The following is an 18,037-nucleotide window of genomic DNA, read 5'->3' on the forward strand; positions in this document are numbered from 1 at the left end:
GCGCTGCGCTTCTTGTTAAGCGGACGGCATGACCGAAGCCGAAGCCGCCGCCGAGCTGGCGCGTCTCGCCCGCGAGATCGCCCATCACAACCGCCTCTACCACGGCGACGATGCGCCGGAGATCAGCGATGCCGACTATGACGCGCTGGTCCGGCGCAATGCGGCGCTCGAGACGGAATTCCCGCATCTGGTGCGCGACGACAGCCCGTCGCGGCAAGTCGGCGCGGCGCCGTCCGGGCCCTTGCGCAAGGTGCCGCATGCGCTGCCGATGCTCAGCCTCGACAATGCGTTCGCCGCCGAGGATGTCGAGGACTTCCTCGCGCGCGTCCGCCGCTTTCTGAAGCTGCCGGATACGGCCGAGATCGCGCTGACCGCCGAGCCCAAGATCGACGGCCTGTCCTGCTCACTGCGCTACGAAAGAGGCGTCTTGAAGCTCGCCGCCACCCGGGGCGACGGCGCGCAGGGCGAAGACGTCACCCAGAATGTCCGCACGATCGGCGACATTCCCGAGCGCCTGCGCGGCGAAATCCCCGAAGTGTTCGAGGTGCGCGGCGAAGTCTACATGTCCAAGGCGGACTTCGCGGCGCTGAATGCGCGGCTCAAGGCCGAAGCGGAGGCGAAGGCCGGGCCCGATCACGAGGGCGAGCTCAAATACCGACAATTCGCCAATCCGCGCAATGCCGCCGCCGGATCGCTGCGCCAGATCGATGCCACGGTGACGGCGTCGCGGCCGCTGCGCTTCCTCGCCCATGGCTGGGGCGAAGTGTCGGGCCTTCCCGCCGATACTCAGCTCGGCGTGATGAAGGCGATCGAGAGCTGGGGGCTGCCGGTCTCGGAGGATCTCAAGCGGTTCACGGCTCTGGACGGCGTGCTCGCCCATTATCGTGCGATCGAGACCGCGCGGGCGGAGCTTCCGTTCGACATCGACGGAGTCGTCTACAAGGTCGACGATCTCGAGCTGCAGCGCCGGCTCGGGCAGGTGGCGCGGGCGCCGCGCTGGGCGATCGCACATAAATTCCCGGCCGAGCGCGCCGAAACGACGCTCGAGGCGATCGACATCCAGGTCGGGCGGACGGGCAAGCTGACCCCGGTCGCACGGCTGACCCCGGTCACCGTCGGCGGCGTCACCGTCACCAACGCCACCTTGCACAATGCCGACGAGATTGCGCGTCTGGGCGTGCGGGTCGGCGACCGGGTGCTGATCCAGCGCGCCGGCGACGTCATCCCGCAGGTGCTGGGGAATCTGACGCCGGAGGCCGAGCGCCCGGCCTACGTCTTTCCCGATCACTGCCCGCAATGTCAGTCGGAGGCGGTGCGCGAGGAAGGCGAGGTCGACGTCCGCTGCACCGGCGGCCTCGTCTGCCCGGCACAAAGGGTGGAGCGCCTCCGTCACTTCGCCTCGCGCCACGCGCTCGACATCACCGGCCTCGGCATCACCAATATCGAGGATTTCTTCCGGGACGGCATCGTCGCCTCGCCGGCCGACATCTTCCGCCTGCACGAGAAGAAGGACCTGCTGCTCTCCCGCGACCGCTGGGCGCAGACCAAGGTCGACAATCTGCTGGCCGCGATCGACGAGCGCCGCCAGCCGCCGCTCGACCGCTTCCTGTTCGCGCTCGGCATCCGCCACGTCGGCGAGGTGACCGCACGCGATCTCGCCCGGCGCTACGGCACGTTCGATGCCTTTCGCGAGATGATCGACCGTGCACGGACGGCACGGGCGGAGATCGTCCAGGCGCTCGGCGAGAGCGACGAGAAGTTCCGCCAGCGCCGCGACGCCGCAGCGGCGGCGGTGATCGAGACCCCGGGCATCGGCGGCGAAGTCGCCGGGGCGCTGGTCGATTTCTTCGACGAGCCGCACAATCGCGCAGTCGTCGACGATCTGCTCGCCGCCGGCGTGACTCCAAGCAGGCTCGTCTGGGAGACCCGGGAGAGCCCGGTGTCGGGCAAGACCCTGGTGTTCACCGGCTCGCTCGAAACGCTGTCGCGCGACGAAGCGAAAGCGCAGGCGGAAAAGCTCGGCGCCAAGGTCTCCGGATCGGTCTCGGCCAAGACCGACCTGCTGATCGCCGGCCCCGGCGCCGGCTCCAAGCTGAAGAAGGCGCAGGAGCTGGGCGTCGAGGTGATCGACGAGGCGCGCTGGAACGAAATCGTCGCCGAGGCGGGGTGAACGGCATGGCTGGCTTCGCGACGGTGCGTTTAGGAGCGGCGGGTTTGATGGTGCGGCGCTGCCTGCTCTTCGCCGCGCTCGTGCTCGGTCTATCCCTGCCGGCGTGGCGGGGCGCGGAAGCGGCCCCGCTCCGCGTGATGAGCTTCAATGTTCGGGTGCCGGTCGATCAGGACGGGCCCAATGCCTGGCCCCATCGCAAGGACATCCTCGTCGATCTCGTCGCAAACGCGAAGCCGGACGTCGTCGGCACACAAGAGCTGAAGCGGATCCAAGCCGATTATCTGCTCGCCCATCTGCCCGGCTATGCCTGGTTCGGCACGGATCGCCGGGGCGGGCGCGACGACGAATATATGGGTGTCTTCTACCGGCGCGACCGGCTGCGGCTGATCGAGCTCGGCAATTTCTGGCTGTCGGACACGCCCGATGTGGCGGGCAGCATCAGCTGGGGGCATCCGTTGCCGCGGATGGTCACCTGGGGTTTGTTCGAGACGGTCGCCGACGGGCGGCGATTCTATCTGTACAACACCCATTTCCCGTACCGCGCCGAGGACGAGGCCGCGCGTACCAAGGGCGCCGAGGCGATCGCGGCCCGGATCGCCGCTCTTCAGCGCGACGTGCCGGTGGTGCTGACCGGCGACTTCAACACGGCCCCGGACAGCCCGGCACATGGCGTGCTCAGCCGCGACCTGGTCGATGTCCGCACCGCCGCAGCCCGGGTCGAGGGCCCCGAACCGACCTTCCACGGCTTCACCGGCAAGGCCGATCGGCGCATTGACTGGATCTTCGCGCGCGGGTTCGTGCCGCTGCGGCTGCGCACCGAGGATATGAACCGCGCCGGCCGCTATCCCTCGGATCACTTCCCGATCATCGCCGACCTCGATTGGCCCGCCGCACCCGCGCGCCGCTGAGGCGGCACCGGCGCATTCGGGCAACGCTTCCCGCCTAATCGTGCACGAACACGAAGAAGAATCTTGATTTTGTGCGTGAGGATAGCTGTAACCGGTTACAGAAACACAAAGAACAGTCGGAATTGGGGAGTCAGGAGAGATGGCGTTTCTGCGGAGCAATCGTCGCCCGGCGCGGCACGGCGGAATGATGCGGCTGGCTGCAGCCTTGCTTGCGACCGGGGCGCTGACGGCGCTCGTCGCCACGCCGGCGCACGCGCAGGAGAATAATGCGTCGCTGCGCGGCCGGGTGACCGTGGAGGGCACCGCCCGCGTCGAAGCGGTCGAGGTCAATACCGGCCTGCGCCGGTCCGCCGAAGTCGGACCCGATGGAAGCTACAATCTCGCCTCGCTGCGTCCGGGCACCTACCGGCTCGAGATCACGACGCCCACAGGCACGCGCAACACCGACGAATTCACCCTGAATGTCGGCCAGAATGCGGAGCTCGACTTCGATTTCTCCGCAGCGCCGGATCAGCCGGACGCGGTCGCCGAAGGCGAGGGGATCATCGTCACCGCGTCGCGCCTGCGGACGATGGAAGGCGGCGAGATCGGTACCACGATCACGCCGCGCCTGATCGAGCAGCTGCCGCAGAACAATCGCAACTTCCTCGCCTTCGCGGATCTTGCCCCGGGCGTGCAGTTCGTCACCGGTGCGAACGGCGAATCGCGCCTGCAGGGCGGTGCCCAGGACAGCCGTTCGGTGAATATCTTCATCGATGGCATCGGCCAGAAGGATTATGTCCTGAAGAGCGGGATCACCGGCCAGGATAGTTCGCAGGGCAACCCGTTCCCGCAATCCGCCATCGGCGAATATCGGGTGATCAGCTCCAACTACAAAGCCGAATTTGATCAGGTCAGTTCGGTCGCGATCACCGCGATCACAAAATCCGGCACCAACGAATTTCATGGCGACGGCTTCATCGACTTCACCAACCAGAGCCTGCGCGAGAAGACGCCGATCGAGATCCGCAACGGCGCCGACAAGGTCAAGACCAAGGACATCCAGTTCGGCGCCTCGCTCGGCGGCCCGATCATCCGCGACGTCATGCACTTCTTCGTCGCCTATGAGGGCAAGAGGCAGGAAGTGCCGGTCGAGATCACGCCCGGCAACGGCCGCACCGTGGAGAGCTTCCCGGCCGAATATCGGGAGCTGTTCGGCACCGTGAACCGGTCGTTCAACGAGGACCTGTTCTTCGGCAAGCTCGATTTCTCGCCCACGTCGAAGGACCTGATCGAGCTTTCAGGCAAGTATCGCGACGAGACCTCGGTCGGCCTCAACAGCGGCCAGCAGGCGGTCAGCCGCGCCACCGACACGATCAACGAGGAAATCCGCATCCTCGGCCGCTGGGAGCATAGCGAGGAATCGTGGATCAACGATTTCAAGATCGCCTATGAGGACGTCAGCTGGGCGCCGACGCCGAGGGTGTTCGAGAACGGCACCATCCTGCAGGCGACCAACACCCGCGCCAGCCTGCTCGAGCTCGGCGGCAGCGGCAATTACCAGGACAAGGGCCAGAAGGGCTGGACCATCCAGGACGATTTCACCTTCACCGGCTTCAAGGGCCACACCATCAAGGCCGGCGTGAAGGCGAAGTTCGTGAAGCTGAACTCGCTGCAGCTCAACAACACCAACGCGCAATATTTCTACAACACCGATTTCAATCCGAACGGCGGCACGTTCAACGCCACCATTCCCTACCGGGTCCAGTTCGGCGCCAACACCGGAGTCGCCGATCCGATCGTCAAGTCCGACAACTTCCAGTTCGGTATCTACCTGCAGGACGATTGGGACGTCACGGAACGGCTGACGCTGAACCTCGGCCTGCGCTGGGATTATGAGAAGACGCCCGCCTTCCTGGATTTCGTGACGCCGGCGGATGCGGTGGCGGCGGTGTCGCCGGCCAACTATCCGAACCTCAACGGCGCCGATTACGACATTCGCGATTTCATCTCGACCGGATCTGGGCGCGAGCCGTTCCTCGGCGCCTTCCAGCCGCGCATCGGCTTCAGCTACGATCTCGACGAGGAAGGCCGGTTCCAGGTGTTCGGCGGCTATGGCCGCTCCTACGACCGCAACCAGTTCGACTTCTTGCAGCAGGAGCTCACCCAGGGCGCCTTCACGACGCGAACGTTCAACTTCATCACCGGCGATCCGCTCAACACCTGCGTGGCCGGCCCGACCTGCGTCGCGTTCAACCCGATTTACCTGACCGAGGAAGGACGGCAGCAATTGCTGGCGGGGACCGCGGGAGGCCGCGGCGGCGGCGAGCTCCGTTTCATCAACAACGATCTCAAGACGCCCTATTCGGACCAGTTCAGCCTCGGCGCGCGCGGCCGCTTCGACCTTGTCCAGCTCGAAGCGGGCTATTCGCACATCGAGAGCAAGGACGGCTTCGCCTATCTGCTCGGCAACCGCCGTCCGGACGGCAGCTTCTTCGCGCCGAACCAGCGGCCGGATTCGCCGTTCGGCTTCGCGCCGCCGGGCTTCGGATCGATCCTGATCGGCACCAACGGCATCGAGACCAGCGCCGACTCCGTCTATCTGAAGCTCACCAAATCCTACCGGCCCTCGTCGCCGTGGAGCCTGGATGCGACCTACACCTATACCGAGGCCGAGGAGAATCGTGCGTTCGGCGAGGTGTTCTCGCTCGATTACGCGTCGCTCGACGATTATCCGGTGCTGCGTTCCTCGGGTGTCCGCAAGCATCGCTTCGTCGCCGCCGGCAGCGTCGATCTGCCGATCGGGGTCACCCTGTCTTCCAAGATCACTCTGGCCTCCCCGCCCTTCCTCAAGGGCTTCGTCAACCAGGCGACGGCGCCGTTCGAGCGTCTGGTGGTCGGCACCTGGGCGGACAGCAACGGCGATCGCTGGGGCTTGCGCCAGGTCGATCTGGCGGTGACCAAATATCTGCCGCTCAAGTTCCTGACCAAGGAATCGCAGCTGCGGCTGCGCGTCGACATCATCAACCTGTTCAACGATCGCAACTTCGTCGACTTCAACACCGATCCGAACGACACCACCAGCACGGTGGGATCGCCGAGCGTGTTCGGGGGGCGCAGCGCCTACGGCATCGGCGGCAATCCGACCCGGACGATCAAGCTTTCCGCCGGGTTCAGCTTCTGATCGCCGTAGGCAATCCGAGGCGCGTGGCGGCGGCCGCCGGCGCGCTCCTCGCAGCGATGGCGCTTTCCGCCTGCCAGGCGGGGGGCGCCCGCGGCGGCGCGCCGGTCTTCGGTGTCGCGCCGCCGCAGGAACAGGAGGCGTTCGTCGAGGATCTGAGCCGACGGACCTTCCGCTATTTCTGGGACACGACCAGCGCGGACACCTGCCTGGCGCCCGATCGCTGGCCGTCCAATCCCTTTTCGAGCATCGCCGCGACCGGCTTCGCGCTTACCGCCTACCCCGTGGGGGTCGAGCGCGGCTATGTCAGCCGGGCGGAAGCGGCCGAGCGCACGCTCGCCTGCATGCGCTTCTACCACGATGCGCCGCAGGGACCGGAGGCTGCCGGCGTGAGCGGCTACAAGGGCTTCTTCTACCACTTCCTCCGCAACGACAACGGCCAGCGCTTCGGCACCACCGAATTGTCGACCGTCGACACCAGTCTGCTGCTCGGCGGCATTCTGTTCGCACAATCCTATTTCGACCGCGACGATCCCCGCGAGCGCGAGATCCGCGATCTGGCCGAGGCGATCTACCGCCGCGTCGACTGGACCTGGGCGCAGCGAAGCAACACCGGGACCAAGGCCGCCAACCTGCCGAACTCGCACGGGATCACGATGGGCTGGCGGCCGGAGCGCGGCTTCGAGACCCATGATTGGGTCGGCTACAACGAAGGCATGCTGGTCTACGTCCTCGCGGCGGGCTCACCGACCCACCCGATCGGCCGCGATGCCTGGGACAAGGGCTGGGCCGCGCGCCTGGAGGAGAGCTGGGGCACCTTTTACGGACAGCAGCATCTCGGCTTCGCGCCGCTGTTCGGCCACCAATATAGCCATGTCTGGGTCGATTTCCGCGGCATTCGTGACGATTTCATGCGCGGCAAGGGGATCGACTATTTCGAGAATAGTCGCCGCGCGACGCTCGCCCAGCGCGCTTACGGCCTCGACAATCCGAACGGCTGGCGCGGCTATGACGGCGACATCTGGGGGTGGACGGCGTCGGACGGGCCCGGCGACCATCAGCGCGCGGTCGGCGGTGCGATGCGCCGCTTCTTCGGCTATGCGGCGCGCGGCGTCGCGGCAACCGAGGTCAGGGACGACGGCACCGTCGTTCCGACCGCCGCCGGCGGCTCGATCCCGTTTGCGCCGGAGATCACGCTGCCGGCCCTGATGGCGATGAAGCGGACATATGGCGCGCGTCTCTACACGCGCTACGGCTTCAAGGATTCGTTCAACCCAAGCTTCACCTTCGCCGATCTGCGCAGCCATGACGGACGTGTCGATCCGGAGCATGGCTGGTTCGCCAACGATCATCTCGGCATCGATCAGGGGCCGATCCTGGCGATGCTCGAAAATCACCGCAGCGGCCTCGTCTGGAAGACGATGCGGAAGAACCCGCACATCCGGACCGGGCTGACCAGGCTCGGCTTCACCGGCGGCTGGCTGGATCGCTGAAGCCTCAGCCCTCGTCGAGGCTCTTCTGGAGCGCGGCGAGGTAGGCGGCTGCGCCGATCTTCGGTGAGGCCGGTGCCGCCGGACGGAAGGATTTCGGCCGGTCCGACGGAACGCCGGTGCGGAATCGGCCGGCTTCGGCCGTCAAGGCCTCCACCTCTTCGGTCAGGCTGTGGGCAGAGGCAGAGGTGTGCTCGACCCGCGCGGCATTCTGGCGTGTGGCCTCGTCCATCCGAGCGACCGCGGCGCTGACCTGGCTGATCGCGGCCGACTGCGCCTGGTTGTCTCGGGCGACGCTGCCGATCAGATCGTGGACGGCGCCGACGTCGCGGCCGATACCCTGCAGCGCGTCGCCGACCTTGCGAACGACCTGGACGCTGGTGCCGATGCCGTTCTGGGTCGCGGCGAGCTGCTGGCGGGCGCGCTTCGCCTCCTCTTCGGAGCGCATTGCCAAGGCGCTGACGAGATCGGCGACCACCGCAAAGCCGCGCCCGGCCTCGCCGGCACGGGCCGCTTCGACCGTGGCGTTCATCGCCAGCACACGGGTCTGAAAGGCGATCTGGTCGAGCCCTTCGATCACCGAATCGATGTTCGCGGCATTGTCGCTGACCTCGCCCATCGCCCGCACTGCATCGGCGGCGAGCGCCTGGCCGGCCGCGAGGCTGGCCGCGGCCTCGTCGGCGCGCTTCACCGTTTCGGCGGCGGAACCCGCCGTATCCCTGAGCCTCTGGTCGATCCCCGAGAGGGCGGTCGCGGTCTCTTCGAGATTGGCTGCGGTGTCTGCCGTCCGGCGGGAAAGGTCCGCCGAGGCGTCGGCGATCTCGGCGGCACCGGCGCCGATCCCTGCAGCGCTCGACGAGACCGCGCCGATCAGGCCGGCGAGGCTCGCCAGCGCCTCGTTGAAGTCGCGCCGCAGCGGTTCGCATTCGTTCGGGAAGGCGCGCTCGATCGGGCGGGTGAGGTCGCCTTGCGACAGCTTGCGGAGGGCACTGCCAAGGGTCGCGACGACGTCACGCAATTCCTCCTGCTGGCGGGCGGAGGCGGCTTCGAGCCGCGTTTTCTCGGTTCCCGCATCGCGGAACGCAATCAGTGCGCGCGCGACATCGCCGATCTCGTCCTTGCGCTGTTCGCCGGTTACGCGCACGGCGAGATCACCGGCCGACATCGACCGCATCGTTCCCGCCGCGTCGGCGAGCGGTGCCACCACCTTGCGCAGCATGATGCAGCAGAAGCCGAGCACCGACAGCAGGATGAGCAGGGCGACGGTGCCGAGGATGAAGAGTGCGCGGCTCACCTCCGTCGCGGAGCGCTCGCGTAATTCTCCCTGGAAGCGGCTTGCCGTAGCGACGGCTTCATCGATCCGGCTACGATGCTCGTCATAGGCTGCGGTCAGCCGCGCATAGCTCGCGTCGGCATCCCCGATATTGCCGGCGCGGATCGCCGGCAGGAAGCGCTCGTTCAATTCCGTCCAGAAGGCTTCTGCCGGCGCGTGCGATCCGGTGAGGATCGGCGCGCGCACGTCGGCATCTAGCGCGGATTCCTGCCAATAAGCATGGCGCGTCTCATAATCTTCCTGAAGTTTCGCGAGGCGCGCGGCGCGGGCGGTATAATCCTGCGGGTTCTGGCGCAGGCGCGTCGCCTCGAGATAGCTTTCGATGATGAACTTGGGCGGCGGCAGGATGTCGGCGATCAGATCGGAGGCTTCCTGGTTCTTGCCCTGGATCGGCCCGCCCATCCGGATCGTGTCGATGTTCCACCACGCCGCGGCGAGGCCGAAGGCCAGCAACAGCACCAGGATGCCGCCCCCCAGGCGGACCAGATGTTTGATCGTCATGTCCCTCGCGCCCCTGTCCCGCGATTCAGCCGCTACGTGTTACTACGGCATGATAGAACGAAGACGCGCCCGTGACGGGCTTTGGCTGGGCTAAATCTCCGCTGGGCCGTGCCGATCCTCGACAGCCTGCGCCGACGGGGGAAGCGTCAGGAACGCGGCCATGCCCGCAAGGATCGCGAGCGCGGCCCCGATCAGGGCGGCGGCATGAAAGGCGTCGACGAGGGCGGCGCCGGCCTCTGCAATGACGGCGCCTGCGAGGGCCGTCGCTACCAAGCCGCCGGTGCGGGCGATTGCGCTGTTGAAGCCCGACGCGGTGCCGGTGTGCGCACCGTCCACCGACGACAGCACGGCGGTGGTGAGCGGCGCCACCGCGCCGGCCATGCCGAGGGCGATCACGGCGATGCCCGGAAGCACGCTGGTCCAGTAGCTGCCCAGCGGATCGACGCGAAAGAGCAAGGCGAAGCCGAGCCCCGTCACCACCGGTCCGAGGCTCAGCGGCAGCCGCGGACCGACCCTGCCGGTGAGGCCGCCGATCAGGCGTGAGGCGCCGCCGATCAGGATCGAGAATGGAAGCAGGGCGAGTCCTGCCTCGAGCGGGGTGTAGCCGCCGCCGACGATCAGGATGTAGGGCAACAGCACCAGCAGTCCGCCCAGAGCCCCGTAGAGGAGGAAGGTGAGCAGGGTGAGACCGACGAACGGCCGCGACGCGAAGAGCGAAAGCGGCATCATCGCCTGGTCGCCGCGGCGATGCTCGACGAAGACGAAGAGGCCGAGCAGGACGAGACCTGCGGCGGCTGCGATCGCCACCGTGCCGGCGAAGGCGCTGCCGCCGGACCACAAGGTCAGCGCCCAGGTCAGCGCGCCGAGGCCGGCCGTGGCGAGCCCGGCGCCGGGCCAGTCCAGCGCCTGCCGGCTCTTGGCATGATCGGTGACGTACCTCCCTGCGATCAGCATGGCCGCCCCGGCGACCGGAAGGTTGAGCAGGAAGATCGCCTCCCAGCCGACGCTCTCGACCAACCAGCCGCCGAGCGGCGGCCCGACCGCGGCCGCGATTGCGCCGGAGGCGGCCCAGGTGCCGATCGCGCGCCCCTTCGCTTCGCCTTCGAATGCATTGCCGAGGATGGCGAGGCTGTTCGGCATCAGCATCGCCGCGCCGACGCCCTGCACAGCACGCGCGGCAAGCAACATGTTCAGGCTCGCGGCGAACGCGCACAGCAGGGATGCCACGGCGAACAGTAAGGTCCCTCCGATCAGCAGGCGCTTGCGGCCGAAATGGTCTCCCGCCGCGCCGCCGAACAGCAGCAACGCGGAGAGCGGAAGCAGGTAGGCGTTGACCGTCCATTGCAGATCCGCCGCGCCGCCGCCGAGGCTGCGGCCGATTGCTGGCAGGGCGACGTTGACGACCGAGCCGTCGATGAAGGCGAGGCTGGAGGCGCAGATCGTGGCGACCAGGATCCAGCCGGAATGCCGCACGCTGCCGTCCGACTGGGAAAGCGCCGCGCCGCGGTCGCAGGATGGGAGCGGAGTGGCCATGGTCTATCGCGTGCTCCGCCTCAGCATCGGCCAGGTTGCTCCGTTGCGTCGCGCGAACGCTAGAGCCGAGGCGCGGACGCAGCAATGCCCTGGCCCCGCCTTACCGACGAGAGTGACACGTCGCAGCTTCCCCGCCGGCAGGTCTTCATGGCCTTGCGAGGTAGTGGCTCATTTCGGCACAGCAATAAAAACCGAGACTTTGTCGCGCTTTAGTGGCCCGTCTCCCCAATATTGGGGATGCGCTTCATGCGCTGCAAAGGTAAACGGGTGTTAACGGGTGCGGAGCTTTCGGCCGAGCGCTCGTGAAATGGGGGTCATCACTTTTTCTGTACTCGGGCGATGGCGGCGAAGCCGCTTTCGCGATTGCAGCGGCGCGTCCTGCGGCGCTGACGGGGCTCGGCCGGCGGGATTGCAGATCCGCGGCGGGGGAATTGAGGGCGTCTGACAAGCGGATCATGTTGCTTCAGGCGGGAAGGCCGCCGGGGCGCATGGTCATCATTCAATATGAGGGGAATGACGATGAAGGCCATTATCCACGTCACCGTATCCGCGCTCGCACTGGTCGCCGCGGCACCGCTTCTCGCGCAGAACAATGACTCGACCGTCGTCCAGGCCGGCAGCGACAACGGTGCCAACGTCGCACAGAGCGGCTCCGATGCGGCGTCCGACGTCGACCAGAATGGCAGCAACCTGCGTGCCAAGGTGACCCAGAGCGGATCGGGTGCCGACGCAACCATCGATCAGGGCGTCGGCGCGGACGGCATCGCCAGCGGCGCCGAAGCGACGATCACCCAGCAGTCGGACGCCACCGCGAAGATCGACCAGACCGGTGTCGCCGGCGGTGCAAGCCGTGCGATCAAGGCGACGATCACTCAGGACGCCAATGCGGAAGGATCGACCGCCAGCGTTCTTCAGCGCATCTCGACGACCACCGAGGCGACGATCCTGCAGAGCGGGACCGACAACAGCTCGACGGTCGCCCAATATCAGGGGCATCACTCCGCCTATAACGAGCAGAGCGGCGCCGACAATGAATCGACGATCAGCCAGGGTGGCAGCAACACCGTCGCCGAGGTCCGCCAGTCCGGCAATTTCGGCAAATCGACCGTTACAATCTTCGGCAACAATGACGGCGCCTATGTCGATCAGCTCGGCGAGAGCAACACCTCCACCATCTACCAGGGCGCAAGCAACGCGCTCGCCGACGTCTGGCAGGATGGCGCGGACAACGTCTCCGGCATTTCGCAGGGCGAGCAGAGCGATGCCTATGTGACGCAGCTCGGCGAGAACGGCACCTCGTCGATCAGCCAGACCTTCGGCGAGTCGGCGCGCGTGACTCAGACCAGCCTCTCGGTGGGTGCGAGCTCGACGATCACGCAGACCGGCAACTGGTCGTTCCACGACAATGCCGCCGAGGTGACGCAGAATGGCGAGGACGTGACCTCGACGATCACCCAGACCGGATCGGGCATGCTCGCAACCGTCGAGCAGGAAGGCGTCGGCTCGGCGTCGACCATCCTGCAGACCGGCACCGGCCACAGCGCCGTCGTCAGCCAATATTCGGACGACAACAGCTCGACCGTGACCCAGAGCGGCAGCGGCAACAGCGCGGTCGTGACCCAGGGCACCGGCGGCTTCTAACCGGTCAACACGTGGGGGAACGAAGGAGCCGGCGCCGCAACACGGGGCGCCGGCTCTTCCATTCCAATGCCGCCTCCGCCGTTCGGCGGTCCGAGCTCTCGATCCGGAGCAAGCATGATGACAAACTTGGCCGTGGAAGTCCCAGGCGATGCGGCGCGTGGCAGAATGATAGCCGACATCCTCGAGAGCGGGATTTCAAGATCGACGGACGGGATCTTGGCGGATCCGGGTTCTCGGACGGCGTGGGTCGAGGACCGTTCTGCCGCACGATGGGCTTTCAACTTGTTCCGCAGCTGGTGGCTTGCTGCCGCGACGCCGACGACCGTCGAAGAGAAGCAATTTCTGATCGAGATCTAGGACGGTCGATCGGCCCGCGACGTCACCGGTAGCCTTCAGAGCCCGTGTTCGGCCATCTCGTCGCTGTTCGCCCCCGCGGTGGTGCCGCGTACCACCAGTTCGGGGAGGTGGCGCTCGTTCAGCACGCGCTCGATCTTGCCTTCGAGCCGATCGATCAAGCGGGTCACGGCACGCTCGCCGATCTCGGCGATGCGGACCCGGCAGGTGGTGAGCGACAGATAGCGCGCCATTGGCACGTCGTCGAACCCGGCGATGGCGACTTCGTCCGGCACCTGCACTCCCGCGGCGCGGAGCGTCTGCAAGCAGCCGATCGCCATCATGTCGTTGGCCGCGAAGACGCCGTCGACGCCCCGCCGATCGGCCAGCATCTCGCGGGCCGCGGCTTCGCCCGCATCCTCTTCGAAATTGCCGGCGAAGATCAGGGGCTCGATGCCGGGGGCGTAGCGGGCCATCGCCTTGAAATAGCCCCTGGCACGTTCCCGCGCGTCGATATTCTCCTCGGGACCGGCAATGTGGAGGATGCGGCGGCAGCCGATACCGACGAGGTGGCGGATCGCCGCCTGCGCCCCGGCTTCATTGTCGATGCGCACCGAGGGGCGCGTCGCCACGTCCACGGGCGCGTTGATCAGCAAGGCGGGAAGGGTCGCGGGCAGGGCCTGCTCGAGCATTTCCGGAGGCACGTGCGGCGCCATGACGAGGATGCCGTCGACGCGGCCGTGCATCGCCCGCAGCGCGGTCGGCGCCTGATCGCCCTCCGCATGCATGTTGGACAGCAACAGGAAGAATCCCCGCCGGCTCGCCGCCCGGTCCATGCCGCGCACCAGTTCGGAAAAGAACTCGCCGTGAAGATCGGGGAGCACCACGCCCAGGGCATTTGCGCGCGCGAGGCTGAGGCTGCGGGCGCCGGCATGGGGTACGTAGCCCAATTCGTTGGCGGCGGCGATAACCCGATCGCGGGTCGCCTGGCGAACGTTGTTGAGGCCGTTCAGCGCACGCGAGACGGAGGCGACGGACACTTTGGCCCGCCGGGCAACGTCTCGTATCGTGGCTTCAGCCATCGGATCCCCTCCGCAGCGAACCCGTCCGTCCCCCACGCCTTCGGGTTCTAACGGTGATTGCATTTACCGCCAAGTGCAGTCATGTAACCGGTTACGGGCGGCTTGCACAAGCATCAATGCGCCGACCCGAACACAGGTGCAAGGACGGCGAGACCTGGATTGCCGTTCCGACGTCGCACCCGTCGAGGAGAGGCTTGAATGATCGACAGCAGGATTTCGAGGCGCGCGGCGCTGATGGGCGCCGGTGCGGTTGCAATGTGGCTGCACAGCCCGGCGCGCGCTTTCCTCCAGTCGATGGCGAAACTGCCGGTGCCGGCGCTCGTCGACGGGTTGATCGCCCGCATGACGGTGGAAGAAAAAGCCGGTCAGCTGACCTTGAACCCGAGTGCGTGGGGCGGCGGAGTCGCCACTCAGCTCAATCCGCCGACCTCGGGTCCGAGCTGGGAGGCGCAGCTCGACGAGGTCCGCCGCATGCAGCTGACCGGCGTGTTCAACAGCAACGGCGCCGAAGCGGCACGGCGGATGCAGACGGTTGCGATGACCGAGAGCCGCCTCAAGATCCCGCTGCTGTTCGCCGCGGACATCATCCATGGCCACCGCACGATCTTCCCCGTCGGCGTAGGGGAAGCGGCAAGCTTCGAGCCCGATCTCGCCGAACGGACCGCGCGCATGGCCGCCTACGAGGCGGCGGCCTCGGGCATCGACTGGACCTTCGCGCCGATGGTCGACATCGCCCGCGACCAGCGCTGGGGCCGCACGATGGAAGGTGCGGGCGAGGATGTTCTGCTCGGCGAGCTGATGGGCGCTGCGCGCGTGCGCGGCTTTCAGGGCAAGGACCTCAAGGCCACTGATGCGATGCTCGCCTGCGCGAAGCATTTCGCGGCCTATGGTGCGGCAGAAGCGGGGCTGGACTATAACAGCGTCGACATTTCCGAGCGGACGTTGCGCGAAGTCTACCTGCCGCCGTTCAAGGCCGCGTTCGAAGCCGGCGCGTTGTCGGCCATGGCCTCGTTCAACGAGATTTCCGGCATTCCGTCGACCGGCAATCCCTGGCTGATGCAGGATCTGCTGCGCGGCGAATGGGGCTTCGAAGGCTTCGTCGTGTCGGATTATACCGGCGACGAGGAGATGATCGCGCACGGCTTTGCCAAGGACGCGCGTGAGGCGGCCAAGCTCGCCTTCCTCGCCGGTGTCGACATGAGCATGACGAGCAACTTCTACCGCAATCACCTGCCCGATCTGGTGCGGAGCGGCGACGTGCCGGTCGCGCGGCTCGACGCCTCGGTGCGGCGCGTGCTGGCGATGAAGGCGGCGCTCGGCCTGTTCGATGATCCGTTCCGCCGGATCGATCCCAAGCGGGAAAAGGCGCGCTCCCGCACCAAGGCGGCGACGGCGCTGTCGCGGGAGGCCGGCCGCAAGTCGATCGTGCTGCTGAAGAATGACGGCGACCTGCTGCCGTTACCCAGATCCCGACGCAAGATCGCGATCATCGGCCCCTTTGCCGCAGGGCAGCACGATCTGAATGGGCCGTGGGTGATCTACGGCGACAATGCCGAGGCGGTCGATCTCGCCACCGGAGTCCGCAACGCCGTCGCCGACAAGGCCTCGATTCAAGTCGTCCAGGGCTCCGGGGTCGAGGAACCGCTCGCCGGCGGAATCGACGCGGCGGTGGCGGCGGCACGGGACGCCGATGTCGTCCTGCTCGCGATCGGCGAGAACGAAGGCATGTCGGGTGAAGCGCAGTCGCGACCGGAGATCGTCGTGCCGGCACCGCAGCAGGCTTTGGCCGAGGCGGTCGCGACGGTCGGCAAGCCTATGGTGGTGGTGCTCAAGAACGGGCGCGCCCTCGCCCTCGAAGGCGCCGTCGCGAATGCACCCGCCATTCTCGTCACCTGGTTCCTCGGTACCGAAACCGGCAATGCCATCGCCGACATCCTGTTCGGCGCCCACAGCCCCGGCGGACGCCTTCCCTGCAGCTTCCCCCGGTCGCCCGGACAGCAACCTTATTATTACGCCCACAAGCCGACGGGCCGTCCCAATCCCGGCGAGAAGCTCGAGCCGTACAAGGCGCATTATCGCGGCATTCCGAACTCAGCGCTGTATCCGTTCGGCCACGGCCTCACCTATGGCAAGATCGACTATGCCGGGCTCAGCGTGTCGCCCACCCTGCCATGGGCCGGAACGCTGACCGTCTCCGCGCGAATCAGCAACCGCGGCACCCGCGCCGCCGAAGAGGTCGTGCAGCTTTACGTGCGCGATCGCGCCGCGAGTATCACCCGGCCGGTGCGCGAGCTCAAGGCATTCCGCAAGATCGCGCTGGCACCGGGCGAGAGCGAGACGGTGCGGTTCACCCTGACGCGCGACAATCTGATGTTCATCGGGCGCGACAACAAGCCGGTGGTCGAGCCCGGCCAGTTCGACCTTTGGATCGCGCCGTCCGCGGAAGCCGAGGGCCTGCACGGTACGTTCGAGCTGACCGCCGGCTGACGATCCGTCAGCGTTCGTCTTCGAGCGCGCGCACGATACGCGCATGCGCACCGCGGGTGAGCGGGTTGAACGCCATGAGCGCGCAGGAGACGATCAGGAAGCCGAGCGGGACCAGCGCGATCGTCCAGCGCATCGCCGCAAGGGTCGAGGTCGCCTGGGCTTCATTTGCGACGTAGCCGGCGGACTCGAAGCTCCAGCCCAGGATCGCGGTCGCCAGTCCGATGGCGATCCGCTGCAGCAGAGCGGCGAGGCCGAACACCGTTCCCTCGACTCGCAGGCCGGTGGTGCGCTCGCCATATTCGATCGTATTGGGCAGCATCGCCCAGAAGGCGAAGTTGAGGCCGACGATCGCGACCTGCATGCCGATCAGGTAGATCTGCATCGCTCCGGCGCCGTGAATATCGAGCGCGGCGAACATTGCGAGGCCGGCGACGGCGAGTGAAGCGGCGAGAAACCAGAGACTGCGGAGGCCCACCGCCCGCGCCAGCAGCATCCAGGCCGGTACCGCGATCGCGCTGACCAGGCTCATCGATGCGAGCGCAAGCTGGGCTTTGTTCTCCGCGCCGATATAATATTTGAAGTAATAGAGGATCGATTTGTTGAGCACGGTGATGGCGACGATCATCGCCATCATCGCCAGGTTCAGCGTCACGAACGCACGATTGCCGGCCAGGCTGCGCAATGCGGCGCCGATCGAGACCGGAGGGTGTGCGGGCGGCGCTTCGCCCTCACGGTACGAGCGGCCGACGATCAGCAGGATTGCCGTTCCGAGCAGTGCGAACAGCAGGGCGCTGCCGAGATAGGCATCGGCCGCGACCGCGCTCCCGGTCAGCCATGTCCCGATCGGCACCGTCACGAGCGCCACCACCACCGCTGCGGAGGTGCCGAACAGCATCCGCATGCCCGCGACGAAGGCCCGGTCCCGGCTGTCGATGCTGATCCGCGACGACATGGCGAGATAGGGCACGTTGACCAAGCCGTAAAAGGTGCGGAACAGGAGATGGCTGCCGAAGACGAACGCGATCGCCCAGCCGCCGCTCGCCGGCGGCGGCGTGTAGGCGAGGGCGAAGGTCAGCCCAAGCGGGATGCTGCCCAAGGTCAGCACCATGCCGTAGCCCCGCGTGGAACCCCGGCGGTCGGCGACGATCCCTGCCAGGAAGTTCGCCACACCATCCCAGATCGAGGCCAGCATGAAGGTGGTCGCCGCGATCCGCATCGGCAGCCCCAATGCGTCCGTATAGTAGAAGAGCAGGAAGAGCATGACGCTCTGCCAGTAGAGATTGAAGGCGAAGTCCCCGAATGCGAACAGCAGCAGCCGCAGCTTGCCCACGGAGGCGGCGTGCGCCCGGTTCACGATTTCGGCCAATGCCTTGCGTCCTCTCGAACCCGCCATCCCAAC

10 protein-coding genes are annotated in these 18,037 nt (G+C 66.9%); 6 read left to right on the top strand and 4 right to left on the bottom strand.

Annotated features, from left to right (window positions below; all coding sequences use genetic code 11):
• Positions 1–28: 28 nt before the first annotated feature.
• From ligA to ETR14_RS14825, 4 genes are all read left to right on the top strand, one after another.
• The gene (ligA, locus tag ETR14_RS14810; RefSeq protein WP_129385764.1) at positions 29–2,170 is read left to right on the top strand and encodes an NAD-dependent DNA ligase LigA; all 2,142 of its coding nucleotides are present in this window, start codon (positions 29–31) and stop codon (positions 2,168–2,170) included.
• Positions 2,171–2,175: 5 nt separating this feature from the next.
• Complete coding sequence (locus tag ETR14_RS14815; protein ID WP_243455524.1) at positions 2,176–3,078, top strand: endonuclease/exonuclease/phosphatase family protein; 903 nt, start codon at positions 2,176–2,178, stop codon at positions 3,076–3,078.
• A gap of 139 nt (positions 3,079–3,217) precedes the next feature.
• Positions 3,218–6,241: a TonB-dependent receptor domain-containing protein gene (locus tag ETR14_RS14820; RefSeq protein ID WP_129385766.1), complete on the top strand. Its 3,024-nt coding sequence runs from the start codon at positions 3,218–3,220 to the stop codon at positions 6,239–6,241.
• A 23-nt stretch (positions 6,242–6,264) separates the two neighbouring features.
• Entirely contained in the window at positions 6,265–7,731 is a 1,467-nt protein-coding gene (locus ETR14_RS14825; protein WP_243455525.1) for a glucoamylase family protein, read from the top strand.
• Between the two features lie 4 nt (positions 7,732–7,735).
• On the opposite strand, the gene ETR14_RS14830 is transcribed toward ETR14_RS14825, so the two are convergent.
• Together ETR14_RS14830 and ETR14_RS14835 are read right to left on the bottom strand one after the other, a co-directional pair.
• Positions 7,736–9,562 carry a methyl-accepting chemotaxis protein gene (locus tag ETR14_RS14830; protein ID WP_129385768.1) on the bottom strand — a complete coding sequence of 609 codons (1,827 nt, stop codon included), beginning with the start codon at positions 9,560–9,562 and terminating at the stop codon, positions 7,736–7,738.
• Between the two features lie 90 nt (positions 9,563–9,652).
• A complete protein-coding gene (locus ETR14_RS14835; RefSeq protein WP_129385770.1) occupies positions 9,653–11,095 on the bottom strand; it encodes an MFS transporter in 1,443 nt (480 codons plus the stop codon).
• A gap of 519 nt (positions 11,096–11,614) precedes the next feature.
• Here ETR14_RS14835 and ETR14_RS14840 point away from each other — a divergent pair.
• A complete protein-coding gene (locus ETR14_RS14840) occupies positions 11,615–12,736 on the top strand; it encodes a hypothetical protein (protein ID WP_165356458.1) in 1,122 nt (373 codons plus the stop codon).
• Positions 12,737–13,128: 392 nt separating this feature from the next.
• Here the strand turns inward: ETR14_RS14840 and ETR14_RS14845 are convergent, their stop codons facing one another.
• On the bottom strand, positions 13,129–14,151 hold the full coding sequence (locus ETR14_RS14845; protein ID WP_129385774.1) for a LacI family DNA-binding transcriptional regulator: 1,023 nt from the start codon (positions 14,149–14,151) through the stop codon (positions 13,129–13,131).
• Between the two features lie 198 nt (positions 14,152–14,349).
• Between ETR14_RS14845 and ETR14_RS14850 the strand changes: the two genes are divergently transcribed.
• Entirely contained in the window at positions 14,350–16,638 is a 2,289-nt protein-coding gene (locus ETR14_RS14850) for a glycoside hydrolase family 3 N-terminal domain-containing protein (protein ID WP_129385776.1), read from the top strand.
• Between the two features lie 7 nt (positions 16,639–16,645).
• On the opposite strand, the gene ETR14_RS14855 is transcribed toward ETR14_RS14850, so the two are convergent.
• Positions 16,646–18,004: an MFS transporter gene (locus ETR14_RS14855; protein WP_243455526.1), complete on the bottom strand. Its 1,359-nt coding sequence runs from the start codon at positions 18,002–18,004 to the stop codon at positions 16,646–16,648.
• Positions 18,005–18,037 lie beyond the last annotated feature (33 nt).

This window comes from Sphingosinicella sp. BN140058 (genome assembly GCF_004135585.1).
GTDB lineage: Bacteria > Pseudomonadota > Alphaproteobacteria > Sphingomonadales > Sphingomonadaceae > Allosphingosinicella.